Here is a 12,798-nt window from a genome sequence, read left to right on the forward strand (position 1 = left end):
TTTTATGTTTATGAATGGGGTTAGGTATTATGAGCGGAAATGATGATAGTATTATTGATTATATAAAGCTGTTAAAAGACCATGAGTTAAAATATAAGGAAAAAATAAAACCGAATAAAATAAGTAAGATTGATAAGGTATTATTTTCTTCCCTTGTATCTTTAGTTTTTATTTCGTTCATTTTTATTGGTGTTTATGCAATATTTAAGCCCGATTATAGGTTTTTGCTAAATATATCAATCGTGTTGATATCTTTCTCTTATGTACTCTTGCTTCTTATGCCGATCGTTAAAGTTTTTGAGGAGCGTAAGACGATAAAACATTTCTTTACTATGCCATTGAGTTCATCTATAGATCAAAACATAAAAAGAGAATCTTTGATAGATAATGATTTCCTTCCAAGGTTTATATCTCTAGGGAAAGAGCTTCTTGAGTTGGGTTTAATGGAAGTAAGACATGAGAGAGAGTTTTTGAATAAGAGAATTACACTTTTGGTTGGTCCAATTGATAAGTTGGGGATTTTGCCTGGCATCATATCTATGATTATAACTATTTCAAAACCAGTGGGCGGGTATGATTGGGTAATGGGATTAGCATACGGATATATTGCTTTAATTGTTATATCTCTGTCGTTTTTCAATCTATTGGTTAAATATGACCGTATAATTGCCTTAACAGAACTTGCTTTATCACGATGTGAGTCGAGGGATTAATTTGACTGGCTAAATTCAGATTGCTAATATCGATAGCGTTGTAATGTCGCTATGGCGACCACCAATGTTCCGTGCAGTCTGTGAGGAACGCCTTCGGGTGACTGCAAAAGAATTCTCCTGTAGCCTGAAAGGGAGATCATCAATGTGGTACATCTGCACACCTTTGGAAGCAGATATCGTCAATACAAGCGCACTATGACGCGGCGATGAGGGTTTCTTTCTCTTTGCTCAGTTGCACACCGGTTTGGGTGTTGCACAACGGGCTGGCAGCTTCCAGTCAGACAAATATCGTCTGTGGAAGTCACATCAACATTTCGTTTCTTCAGTGATACGTCCTGAGTTTCGTACAAATTTTGCATCGACCGTATAAGGCCATTTGGTACATTTGGCTGCTTACGGCGTTGCATTATGAGCACGAAACTGCGCGGCGTCACTTGTGTGCAAGCGAAGCGAACACCAAGTGACGCGCGCAGCGCATACCATTCAAACACACGCACAGCGTGCTTTTCATCGTTTTCGTACCATCTGACACACACGTAGTCCGTGCTATTCGGAGAGAAAACGTCTTCACATCAACGTTTACACGACGTAATACCCGTCTGAACGTCTCAAATTTAATAAGGAGAAAATCGGCTCGATATCGATGGCGACACTACGCAGGTAGTGTTGGAGGCAGCTTGACGAACGTCAGCTCTGCATTAGCAGCAAACAGGTCAGAGACCTGCGGTGCCTCGCAAGAACTCAACATTTCGCCGCCCCGATGCACAGATATCAGCTGAGACGCAGGAAGCGCAAAAGTAACCATGTCGTCGGGGGGAAATTATGGCTACAAATCCGTCCGTTTTGTGAAAAGCAGAAGGCTGTGTATGTCATATGGAGGTATAGCGATGTCCAGATTCAGCAAACAACTCAAAAAACAGCTTGTCACGCTTGCGCGTCAGGGGCAGGGCAGTTTTAAAACTGTTGCAGACCGTTCAAGAATTGCCGAACGGTTATCTGAACATCTGGAAAAGTTAAATATTCAAATTCGGGATGTAAAACACATAAAAATAGTGCATATCCAAAAATATATTCGTAGTCGACAGAATGAAAATATATCAAGGCGTACGCTGCAAAATGAAATGGCGGCTGTGCGTGCAATCATGTCTGTCGCCGGCAGGAATAAACTGGCTGATCCGCAGCATGAAATGTTGAGTAACAAAGCGCTGGGCATTTCTGGCGCAAGCCGGGATGGCACTAAAAAACCAATATCTGATGAATTACTTCGGAATGTCGTTAATTATGCTTCCAGTAAAGACGAAGGTGTAGCCCTCGCGGTTCAACTGGCACGTTATATTGGACTTAGAACTGAAGAAACTGTTCAGTCAGCTAAATCATTAAAAACGTGGCAGCAGTCACTTTTAAGTGGAAATGAACGTGTCCGGGTTGTATTCGGAACAAAAGGGGGGCGCTCCCGGGATACCACGATATTTGACAGGGAGAAAGTCCTGGTGATCTTAAATATGGGTATCGAATATTGCGATAAAAATAATGGAAAGCTAATTGATAAACCAACATTGCACACTGCGATAGAACGGTATCGTAACATTATTCGTGATGCCGGAATGACAGGAGAAAATGCTCCACATTCTTTGCGCTATGCCTATGCAAAAGATGCTGTGAATTTTCATGTCAAAAATGGCATGAGCAGGAATGAGGCGGAGGCTTTAGTATCGATGGATTTAGGTCATGGAGATGGACGAGGACGTTATATAAAGCAGGTGTATTTTAAAGAGGGTTTGGATGAGTGAATGTTTATAAGTTAGAGCATGAATATTCCCGCTCGCATAAGCTTTATGGTGTGCGTACAACATTGACATTTCACGAACTGAATGTCCTGTGCGCATATCTACAATTGTTACATTTTGAACTTCCCCGTATTGATGGTGCAGAAGATACCATCGCAGAGGATAATGGAGGGAAATTACTTAAAACCATCTTTAATGCTGAGTCTGTTTATGAAGAGGAAAACTATTCACAAACACTGGTTTTTCATGATAACTGGAATGAATACTGTGGTGGCCGTTTGGCAGATGATGGGTGGTGCTTCGTGTACAGGACGTGTTTATGTGCGTAATGATAATCAACCCGACGTGCTGTCTCCGTATGATGACTGAAGAAGTTTGTCACCGTCGCTCACAATAGGCGACGGTGACTTGAAATCACCTTGCGGGTGTGCTTATTATTTAAACGCTAACCTGTCGCTTAAGCGACCACCAATGTTTCAGCAGTCTGTGAGAAACGCCTTCAGGTGACTGTAAGAAAATCTCCCTCAACCTGAAAGGGAGAGCATATCGAATGCGGTACATCTGCGCACCTTTGGAAGCAGATATCGTCAATACAAGCGCACTATGACGCGACGATGAAGGTTGTTTAAACTAACCAGACAGTCAGAACAAAGTCGTTTCTGACTCCCCGACGGGAAATATCTTCCCGATCGGGCAGGTGTTTCCCATTTTTTTACAGGAGAAACACGATGCCCGAATCATCCGGTTTAGCACTTTCCCTCATTGTTCACTGGCCTTATCGCTTAAAAACGCTCATCCAGCGAATAATCCGGGGCAGACGGTTAACCCATGACAGTAAGTGATCTTGCTCACTTTCGTTATCGCTTCCAGCCATAACAGTCATCCATTACCTCATAAAGCAGCTCATCATCTGCAACGCCGAACAGAATGTGTTTCACCTGACGGGGTGCTGCTGCTTCTGAACGCCTGATTTAACGATCACCCGCCTGCGGCGTGCCTCACGCCCGCAGGGGAGGGGCACGCCTGTTTTAAGGAGTGCTCCATGAAAACGAATAAACGCAAAACCACTGCCACGGTTTGTAAAAAGCCGGCGGCACGCAAAACCTCCTCCTCCGGCAAACGTCGCAAGGCAGGAACGATCGCGACGCTTACTGGTAACAGCGATATTTACCGACTGGTCACCGACCGGATAATTGTCGCGCTGGAAAATGGTACTCCGCCCTGGCGACGGCCGTGGCGAAATGCGCAGCAGGGGATAAACACCCTGATGCCGGTCAATGCGCTTACCGGCCGGGGCTACAGCGGCGTGAATGTTCTGCTGCTGTGGCTGGCGGCTGAAGAGCGTGGTTTTACCAGCGACCGCTGGCTGACATACAACCAGGCACGGGAGGCCGGAGGTCAGGTCCGCAAGGGCGAAACCGCCACGCTTGCGGTGATATACCGCGACTGGACAAAGCAGGCTGAAGACAGCAACGGCAATAAGCTGTTTGATGCTGACGGCAAGCCGCAGATGGAAACGGTGCCGATGTTGCGTCAGTTTCCGCTGTTCAATGCTGAACAGTGCGATGCTCTTCCCGACCAGGTGCGTGGCTCTGCCACTGTCACCCGGCCGCAGGAGGATTTAACTGATGTCAGCCCGGTACAACTGCAGCAGGTTCTGTCGGTGGTGAACGCCACCGGCGTGCAGTTTTCACCCAGGCCGCAGAACCGGGCGTATTACCGTGCTGCCACAGACCAGATAGTGCTGCCCCTGACATCGCAGTTTGATGCTGAGGGTGACTACTGGTCCACGGTGCTTCACGAGCTGGTGCATGCCAGTGGCCATGCGAAGCGACTGAACCGTGAAGGGATAACGCGGGAGTCAAAGAAATTCGGCGACCCGGTGTATGCCTTCGAGGAGTTGATAGCCGAAATCGGCAGTGCCTTTCTGTGCGCACATCTCGGGATAACCGGTGATTTGCGGCATGAAAGTTATGTTGACGGATGGCTGTCAAAACTGAAGTCCGACAAAAAGGCGCTGTTCAGTGCCTGCCGGCAGGCCCGGGAAGCGTCGGAATATTTGCTCGCGCCACTCAGCTGTCAGGCTGAGACGGTGTAATTAATCTACCGGGTGACGGCAGTAATACCATCGTCACTCTCCCGTGAGGGCATTGTTCCTCACGGGACGATGCCCTCTTTTTTTACTGAAAAAAGGAGTATCAACTTATGTCTGAATGGTGCAAGAACCGTTTTGAAATTACCGGTAAATCTGTCTGTATCGATGTGTTGTTGCAGTGGATAAACGGCGCAGACACGCCGCGTTATCGCCACGCAATACTGCAGAGTATACAGCTCTTCCTGGCAGGGTGTGCGGGGATACTGAAACCGGTGAAAACTGTCTCGTATATCACTTTTCAGGGGCTGGTTCGACACGGTGTCGGACAGGCGACGGCCGCTAACCTCGCGTTTGAGCAGTGGCTGGAACTGCTGCAGAAAGACGTGGCGCTGGATACGGAGAGTATACGCCGGATTGACCGGCTGTATCACCAGTCCGGCCTGGGGGCGCTGAAGTGGGAAAATATCCCTCAGGCGTCACGGGACATCATGGCTATGCTGATGAAAAGGCAGTATGCGGACTGGTTCGGTCTGGCAGGCCTGAACGGTGAGCCTGATGCTACGGTTTGCTGGGAACGTCTGCGGGAATACCCGGAATGGTCGCAGCCCTGCGATATGCTGACGGTTATTCCGACGCGGCTGGCCACAGAGCTTAATGGCTCCGGTGGGCTGCTGGTGGGCATTCCCACAACGGTGAGCTTCTACAGCCGTATTTATGGGATGGAGTGGCCTGCCGGGCATAATGTAAACCTGCACCGTCATGCCACTAACGGGTTAACGTTGCGGCTGGATTCACCCTGGTATCCGCCGTCAGGTGAGGTGGTGGCCGGTATTTCCGCTCTCTTTGAGTGTGAAGTGCGACATACGTACAGCGAACCGGTCAGCGGCCTCAGTGGTTATGACTGTTATGACCTCGGGGCGCATGTGGATGGCCACCGGGGGTTGCCGGTGGACACTCTACAGTCCGCTCCGGCACTGTATCTGGTCAGTAGTGAACAGTCGCATTCTGAACCAGAGATAGCTGGTTACAGCGAAGTCCGGGGATAACCGGTTTCTGACCAATTAACCGCGCTACAGCCTTCACCGGCTGTAGCTTTTTACCCTCAGGGGAACACTGTTCTCCTGCCGGGGATACGTGTTCCCTTTTTTATGGAGAATGCGTATGGCCGATTTTATTGACCATGAAAAAGCGTTTATCTCACTTTTTAATCAGACCGCACGATATCATCACCGCCATAAGGTATTCGAAGATTTTGTCAGTTGCAGCGTTATTGCGCTGGAGAACCGTCTCTGTTTCAGCGAAAAGCGGGAAGGTAAATATCTGCGAATAATCGGTGGTTATGAAAAGCCGGATGTTGTCCGTATGGCGCAATTGCTGGCTCATGTGGTTAACGGGCTGCAGAATGGGTTCTGTGATTTTCTGGGTAACGTGTTTATGCAGCTGGAACTGGGCGATAAGTATCGCGGCCAGTTCTTCACCCCCTGGGATGTGGCCAGAACGATGGCGCAACTGCAACTGGGGGATGTGAAGGCTATGTTTGATGAAAAGCCTTTCATCACTCTCAGCGAGCCTGCTTGCGGTGCCGGTTGCATAATACTGGCTTTTGCCGATGCTCTTAACCAGGCAGGCTATGCGTCACACCGCTATCTGTGGGTTTCCGCAACGGATATCGATCCGCTCGCTGCCGGGATGGCCTATATCCAGCTATCGCTTTGCGGAGTAGCCGGTGAGATCGTCATTGGTAACGCATTGTCTGATGAACGACGCCGCGTCTTGCTGACGCCAGGCCATTACCTTGGCAACTGGTCAATTCGTCTGCATTCACTGCGAAATAAGGTCGCATAATCACACTATAGCGCTCCCGCCCGGGAGCGTTTTTTTGTTCAGAATCGCTGACGGATGTAAGGCAGCGAATCGTCAGCTAAGTGCGAGGAGCTGAAGTTGGCAGAGTTGTTAAAGTGAATGGTTCGTATTGCGGAGGTGCTTACATCATGATACCAGTTCGTTAGATACGAACTGGTATCATGATGTTATGGATTGTTAATACCATAAGATTTTTTAGTACAGATCATATAACTGTATGAAAAACATACCTATCGTATTAAAGTTAACCTTCATGTGCCCTAGCTCAAGGAGGTATAAAGAAGGCTGATTGGGCGAAAGTAATCAAGCAGGCGTAGACAACAAAGATTAATCATTACTATCAGTGGATTATGAATACCGTGGACAGATTAAGGATAGTCAGATGCAAACAGCAGAGATGTTTCGAATTTTTTTGGACAATTTGAAAATTCCAGACGAACGTATGCAGGCAATTGCGACACATTATAAAAATGCCACAAGAAGACTTAACATCGAGTTCCGGGGGGCAGCGAATGGATTCAACAATCGATTGAAAGTCGGTTCAGCAGGTCGTCGAACAGCGGTTAGTAAAACTTCAGACTTGGATATGCTGTATATTATGCCTGCGAGATTGTGGGGAGACTACCAATCCGGAATTAATCCACAGCGCCGTTTGCTTCGCGATGTAAAAGAAGCATTAAAACTTTCCTTTACCCAGCAAGAGATCAAGGTTGATAGATTAGTTGTGCAGATTATTTTTGACTCTTTCCATATAGAAGTGCAACCAGTCTTTGAGACTGATGAAGGGCATTTTAAATATCCTGATACTAAGGCCAACGATGGTAATGGCGGGTGGCGAGTAACAAAACCTCGGATGGAAATTACCGAGATGAGGTATTTCCGTAATAATAAAAGTAGTAATCTTCATAATCTTTTCCGCATATTAAGAGCCTGGAAAAATAGAAATACCGTTAATATGGGAGGACTTCTCATTGACACATTAGCGTGGAGGTTTCTGAAACAAACAGATGCTTATGATAATACCGGAATGGTCAGTTATGGACTCATGTGTCGAGACTTCTTTGACTTTTTGCATAAAGAAGATGCCCATGAACATTATTCAGCGATAGGAAGTGGGTAGAGAGTTAAGGTCTATAAAAATTTTCAGCGGCAAGCAAAACGAGCCTTTAAATTATGTACAAAAGCGATTGAAGCTTATGAGAATGGCTCGATAACGAAATGCCATGAACACTGGCGAGAAGTTTTCGGACTAAATTTCCCTAAAGTAGTTGTAGAAATGCGTGACTCTCAGGGGTTAAAGTCAGCTAATTTCATCAATGAGTCCTATATGGTTCAGACATGGCGCAATACGGAAGAGTTTACAGATGAAAAGTTTGGTGATGTTGATATAAGATATCCCCTCGAAGTTGACTGCATTGTCAAAGAAAACGGGTATAGGGAGCGTTCTATTAAGGCTTACCTGTCGGATATAGCTCGTTATTGGCTACCATCGAATAGAATTTTATCATTTTCGATCAGCCAGGCAAGTTTGGATCTCATTCCCGAACCTTATGATATTTACTGGAAAGTATTGAATAGAGGTCTAGAAGCTGAACAGCGTGATGAAGTTCGAGGCCAAATAGTTTTAGGTCAAGTAACTCATACTGAACATACAAAATTCAGAGGTGCTCACAAGGTTTGGTGTTACATAGTTAAAAACCATATAGTAATTGCCCAAAACGTTATCGACATACCAATTGAGTAATTATTATGCAAAAAAATGACCTGTTATCTCATATTGCTTCTGCTGGATATAATGTTGGATTTGGTGCTAAGAAAATTTTGCTACATTCGATATTGTCAGCAAAATTCCTGGCTGGATTGGCATCATATCACTAGCAGTCTCTATTTTAGGCCTTTACATGGACGAAATGAGTTCTAAGCATATTGCAGCCATTTTCATCATCCTGAGTATTGGCAGTTTTTACATCAATTTCTATGATGGTGATAAAAATAAATATGAACAAGCAGGGAAGAAGCAAACAGCAATATTCAGAAAGATTGAAAGATTGTATTACGATGCGAAATCAGAAAACAAACCGGATTCTGTTAAATATATTGGACAACTTGACATTCTGATGAAAGAATTTGATGGAACCACTATCACCAAACAAATTTGTGGGAGCAATTGGTATGCTCATTATAAATTATTTAGTGAAATGGAAAAAAGGTGGATTGAAGATCAGTTGTCATTGACTTTCTGGAAGGATAAATTTCCTAATACATTGAAAATTTTTATCCTGATAGTTTTCTGCGTCATCCTGCTTTCGATAATTTATAGGTTTAATTGATTGTCGTGATAGAGGAGTTGTACTCCTCTATCATTTCTAGGAAGTTACTGGCTCTGCTTTTCCCGCCTCGGATAATATACTGTATGTTTTCGACTTCCACTTCTGGCACGAGAAGACATGCTAAGAGGGCAAGATGTCTGCAATGAACGAAAGTGGGAGTTTTAATCATGACTACATCGAGTATAATATCTCCTAGTGGCCTCCCTGAACGCACCTTAGCGCGTTTCTGACGCGGGCGGAAGATGAGTTGCCGCAGATTCACCTCTGAACTGCTCAGCAGACTTATTAATAAAGAAGCTTATATCAAAACATTCTTCATCAATGATTATTCGCGTTAGTTCATCAATGAGAGAGCTGAGAGCAAGGATAACCTCTCGCTTGTTCTCCTCGAACCTCTCCTCGTATTTTTCCTGTGAAATGCTTCCCCAGGGTAAATCATCTTCTCCATTATCAGGATCGTATCGTTCGGCACTGACTTCCTCTCTGAGTTTATCATCATCAATCACCAAATCGGCGAGATGTTCGGTGCACGTATCCGTCATTCCCGAAAGAAATTCTTTTGTCAGCTCGTGGTTAAAATCATCTTCGTCGTCATCATCCTCCTCACCATCGCCGGAAGAGAATTTAATAAAGCCGGGGCAATTCAAGGCAAGAAAATCAGTAATAAAAACCTCACCGTCATTTACCTGAAAATAACGAACCGTTTTTTCAACCTCATCTTCGGAAAAAACTTCATTTTCTAGCCGGTAGTGGGCGTTAATGTCTAAAATATGCCTGACAGTTGAAGAAACCTGCGAACGTATCAGCGCTGGCAATAGCTCCATTAGTGATTTAGTATTTTTCTCATCAAGTGCACGCTGCTGAAGCAATTTCGTTTCCCGGGTTCTGCCGATAGTTGTTCTTGTGCGTTCCTGAAGGTACTGCGTTAACTTACTGCGGTAGTTGGACCTGTTGATTTCAAAGTCGATGGAGTCAGTTAACCCTCTGATTTTGTTAAATAGGTTTTCGGAGAATCTTTTACCTCCTCGGTTAAAGTAAAAAAGCACTTCATGGTTGAAGAAGCTTTCTTTCTCGTCAGTTAGTCCGTCATTTTGCGCAGAATCAGCGGTAGAACTGTAATTCATCGACCCCATGTATAGTGTGTCATCAACCTGCAGCATCTTGATATGCGTGTGGGGATTGACGATGACCTGAATAGTCAGGTCTTGCCTGCTTTCAAACAGTTTATTGAAGGCGGAGATAATGCCGGATATATTTTTGCCCTGATAGCAGAAGGCGATGCGCAGTGAGGCCTTTTCTGATGCGCGTTTTATGAGCTCAGTAACGTCTGCTGAAAAAGCGTTCACGACGGTGTAGGTTATGACGGTAATCTCTTCAGGTAAAGAACAAGAAGTCTTTTTTTCATGAGGGAAGCGGTTGCCCATTAACTCTTTTAGACCCGTGCCTTTTTCGCGAAAGATAACCTCGGAAGGCTGAATGAGCGGTAACAGGGAGTTCTCACGTACAGATAGAGGCTTATGTTCAGGCACGTCTTCAAAATATTTAGCACCTATTTCTTCATCTAATAGTAAGTCTTTCATACCACCCATGATGCGTTCCTTATTGATTAAGCTGACATCCGACGACGGATAAAATATGGAAAGGGGTAAACATACTTAATAACAGAATGTTGTTTCATAAAACAAATATTTTATGCACTTTCTTATTACAGACATACTGAACAAGCACATTTCTAGTAATAATGGTGTTTTCAAGAAAGATTCTACTTCAGCCTCTGGCACTTAGCTAACTGTCAGGGCTTCGATAAGCTCGATCGTTACCAGTAACATTACTAATTATTGATTGGTGCCTTTATCTACGACTAAGTCATACTTTTTCCCGGAAATTTTTTAATTTCTGAAAATACATATCTGGTTTTTTATTGCCGAAAGGCCCCCCGGGTGACAGTGTGATTGTTCCAACTGTCACTCCCGGAGAAACCAATGGCCCGGAAAACCACACCAGAGCAAAATGCCATCATCACATGGCGGGGAAATCAGCTTGTGGTCAATGCTTTTGCTGGCAACGGTAAAACAGCCACTCTGGTAACGTTTGTACAGGCGAGCCCGGACAGTAAGATGCAGTGCCCAGCCTTTAACAAAGCCATCCGACACGAAGCCGAACAAAAATTTCCCTTCAACGTTGAGTGCAACACTTCCCATCAACTGGCCTGGTCGCATTTAGGCCGACATTTCAGAAACCGACTGACAGCGAATCTGCGTATTACCGATGTGGCCCGGAAACTGAACACCCGGTACTGGTTGCTGGTCCGTCTGCTGCTGAATGAGTTGATGCAGTGCCTGAAGGCTGGTGAAGAGCAGAAATATTGCGAACAACCTGCAACGGATGATGTTGAGAACGATGGGGAGACGCGGTTTTCCCATGTTAAATAAAATAAAAACGTTTTTGTCCGGTAAGCCGGCTATCACAGAGCCCTCCGGCAAACACCCTGTTTCGGCGCCGATGGGGTATTTCTCTCCGGTTAAGGCTGAAGAACTGACCATCAGCGCATTACGCCAGGATGCCCTGCAGAAAATCCGGGAAAATAATGCGCTATCGGGCGAAGTATATCAGCGACTTTATCTGGATCCTGTGCACCTCCTGCTTGAACGGACCCAGAATGTGCCGGCGGTACCTGATGGCCGGTGGGCTTATGCAGGGGGATTTGGTGATTTAAGCCTGCGTTTTACCGCTTATGCCGTCAGGCTTGCCCGGGGGTATATGTTTCCGCCAGGCGCGGCACCGGAAGAACAGGCCGCTCAGGGTGTTATCTGGCAGGCCGTTATTTTCTGGGCTGCGTTGTGTTATCACCTGCCGTTACTGGCCAGTATTGAAGGCGAAACCACCGGCGGCGTTAACTGGCAACCTGGCATATCTGTGCCTGATACACCTTATCGCTTCCGGTTTCGTCATTCTTCTCCGAACGCGCATGATGCTTCTGCTCTGGCGTCGTTGGCCGCCGGTCAGTTGCTCCCTACTGAAGCGATAAACTGGCTTTCAGGTACCCCGGCAGCGTTGTTCAGTCTTGCCTGTGCATTTCGCAATGGTTCTCCTGATATACCCCTCATCAGGATATTGCTCGACCAGGCGGCAGAGAAGGTTGATTCGCCAGTACTCTGGAAAGAGACAGGTGGCTCTTCTATGGTAATTGCGACGCCAGATTCGGTAACGTCACAGAAGGGGACGTCGGTCGTTCAGACGGACGATAACTTATCCTCTTCCGCAGTAGAGTTGGTAGCTTCGGAGCTGATGACGTCACTCAACGATACCGGTGGCGGGGACTGTCAGCCACAGCTGAACGGAGTGAGTAGAGTTGGTCCGCTGGAAGAGCAGGCTAACGGCAACCCGGGCAAGGGGGATGCTGACGTGTTGCTCAGTCTTTTTTCCGCAGTATCGGATGCTGAGGTCACGGATGACGCCGATGTGAATACACCAGCCACTATAGTGCCGGATGAAACCGTGGTGGTCATCGGGAAAGACGTTCCTGATGAGTCTGCTGAGACGGAAGAAGTCTCCCGACGTAACGATATCGATGCCGATTGTTTGTTGCTTGGCACACAGGAAGATCAGGGGCACCCGGTTAATGTCGGTGCTGATGCCCGTCGGTCGGGTGAGGCGTTTCTCGCCTGGCTGTCGGGCGGCATGGCATCCGGTAGGATCACCGTCAACCAGCCTGATTCACGGGTGCATTCCGTTGCCGGTTTTATTTATCTTCTGGTGCCGGATATTTTCTTTCTTTTTCTGAAAGATACCGGAAGTGACAGTCACAGGGAGCAGATTCAGACATCGTTTGAAAAACTGCGACTCCATCGCATTCGCAAAGGGGAACGTTTCACTCAGGCAAAATTGTATTGTTCAGAAGAAAAACAGGGGCGATTTATCAGGGTTAATGGTTATCTTATTAAAGCTGGCCACCTGAAAGGGGGAAAACCTCTGGAGGACAGCAAACTCCTGTTCTTCCCATAAGGAAG

10 protein-coding genes and 2 pseudogenes are annotated in these 12,798 nt (G+C 46.2%); 11 read left to right on the forward strand and 1 reads right to left on the reverse strand.

The genetic code is table 11. The annotated features are described in order from the left end of the window. Window positions 1-29 precede the first annotated feature (29 nt). From HGT73_RS01245 to HGT73_RS01280, 9 genes and pseudogenes are all read left to right on the forward strand, one after another. Complete coding sequence (locus tag HGT73_RS01245; RefSeq protein ID WP_214211846.1) at window positions 30-713, forward strand: hypothetical protein; 684 nt, start codon at window positions 30-32, stop codon at window positions 711-713. 887 nt (window positions 714-1,600) lie between these two features. Then, complete coding sequence (locus HGT73_RS01250) at window positions 1,601-2,503, forward strand: integrase domain-containing protein (RefSeq protein WP_214211847.1); 903 nt, start codon at window positions 1,601-1,603, stop codon at window positions 2,501-2,503. Window positions 2,504-2,553: 50 nt separating this feature from the next. Next, entirely contained in the window at window positions 2,554-2,829 is a 276-nt protein-coding gene (locus HGT73_RS01255; RefSeq protein WP_214211848.1) for a hypothetical protein, read from the forward strand. Window positions 2,830-3,542: 713 nt separating this feature from the next. Further along, window positions 3,543-4,598, forward strand: coding sequence for an ArdC family protein (locus HGT73_RS01260; protein WP_244968392.1), 1,056 nt, complete (start codon window positions 3,543-3,545; stop codon window positions 4,596-4,598). Window positions 4,599-4,705: 107 nt separating this feature from the next. Continuing rightward, a complete protein-coding gene (locus tag HGT73_RS01265) occupies window positions 4,706-5,641 on the forward strand; it encodes a DUF1281 domain-containing protein (RefSeq protein WP_214211849.1) in 936 nt (311 codons plus the stop codon). A 115-nt stretch (window positions 5,642-5,756) separates the two neighbouring features. Then, a complete protein-coding gene (locus HGT73_RS01270) occupies window positions 5,757-6,440 on the forward strand; it encodes an N-6 DNA methylase (RefSeq protein ID WP_214211850.1) in 684 nt (227 codons plus the stop codon). 400 nt (window positions 6,441-6,840) lie between these two features. Then, a complete protein-coding gene (locus HGT73_RS14725; protein ID WP_244968393.1) occupies window positions 6,841-7,578 on the forward strand; it encodes an SMODS domain-containing nucleotidyltransferase in 738 nt (245 codons plus the stop codon). A 207-nt stretch (window positions 7,579-7,785) separates the two neighbouring features. Continuing rightward, the gene (locus tag HGT73_RS14730) at window positions 7,786-8,202 is read left to right on the forward strand and encodes a nucleotide-binding domain-containing protein (RefSeq protein ID WP_244968394.1); all 417 of its coding nucleotides are present in this window, start codon (window positions 7,786-7,788) and stop codon (window positions 8,200-8,202) included. Between the two features lie 5 nt (window positions 8,203-8,207). Further along, window positions 8,208-8,788, forward strand: a pseudogene (locus HGT73_RS01280) (SLATT domain-containing protein). 215 nt (window positions 8,789-9,003) lie between these two features. Here HGT73_RS01280 and HGT73_RS01285 read toward each other — a convergent pair. After that, window positions 9,004-10,377, reverse strand: a complete 1,374-nt coding sequence (locus tag HGT73_RS01285; protein WP_214211851.1) for a phospholipase D-like domain-containing protein — start codon at window positions 10,375-10,377, stop codon at window positions 9,004-9,006. Between the two features lie 393 nt (window positions 10,378-10,770). Between HGT73_RS01285 and HGT73_RS01290 the strand changes: the two are divergent. Together HGT73_RS01290 and HGT73_RS01295 are read left to right on the forward strand one after the other, a co-directional pair. Next, window positions 10,771-11,148: pseudogene (locus tag HGT73_RS01290) on the forward strand (DNA helicase); the annotation flags it as partial. Between the two features lie 61 nt (window positions 11,149-11,209). Then, window positions 11,210-12,793, forward strand: coding sequence for a TraI domain-containing protein (locus HGT73_RS01295; protein ID WP_214211852.1), 1,584 nt, complete (start codon window positions 11,210-11,212; stop codon window positions 12,791-12,793). Window positions 12,794-12,798: the final 5 nt, after the last annotated feature.

The organism is Rosenbergiella australiborealis (genome assembly GCF_018494035.1).
GTDB classification, from domain to species: domain Bacteria; phylum Pseudomonadota; class Gammaproteobacteria; order Enterobacterales; family Enterobacteriaceae; genus Rosenbergiella; species Rosenbergiella australiborealis.

Excerpts from the sequence above, each read along its gene's own strand:
- HGT73_RS01295 (WP_214211852.1), top strand. The coding sequence starts at position 11,210 with ATGTTAAATAAAATAAAAACGTTTTTGTCCGGTAAGCCGGCTATCACA.
- HGT73_RS01265 (WP_214211849.1), top strand. The coding sequence starts at position 4,706 with ATGTCTGAATGGTGCAAGAACCGTTTTGAAATTACCGGTAAATCTGTC.
- HGT73_RS01270 (WP_214211850.1), top strand. The coding sequence starts at position 5,757 with ATGGCCGATTTTATTGACCATGAAAAAGCGTTTATCTCACTTTTTAAT.
- HGT73_RS01285 (WP_214211851.1), bottom strand. The coding sequence starts at position 10,377 with ATGGGTGGTATGAAAGACTTACTATTAGATGAAGAAATAGGTGCTAAA.
- HGT73_RS14725 (WP_244968393.1), top strand. The coding sequence starts at position 6,841 with ATGCAAACAGCAGAGATGTTTCGAATTTTTTTGGACAATTTGAAAATT.
- HGT73_RS01250 (WP_214211847.1), top strand. The coding sequence starts at position 1,601 with ATGTCCAGATTCAGCAAACAACTCAAAAAACAGCTTGTCACGCTTGCG.
- HGT73_RS14730 (WP_244968394.1), top strand. The coding sequence starts at position 7,786 with ATGGTTCAGACATGGCGCAATACGGAAGAGTTTACAGATGAAAAGTTT.
- HGT73_RS01245 (WP_214211846.1), top strand. The coding sequence starts at position 30 with ATGAGCGGAAATGATGATAGTATTATTGATTATATAAAGCTGTTAAAA.
- HGT73_RS01260 (WP_244968392.1), top strand. The coding sequence starts at position 3,543 with ATGAAAACGAATAAACGCAAAACCACTGCCACGGTTTGTAAAAAGCCG.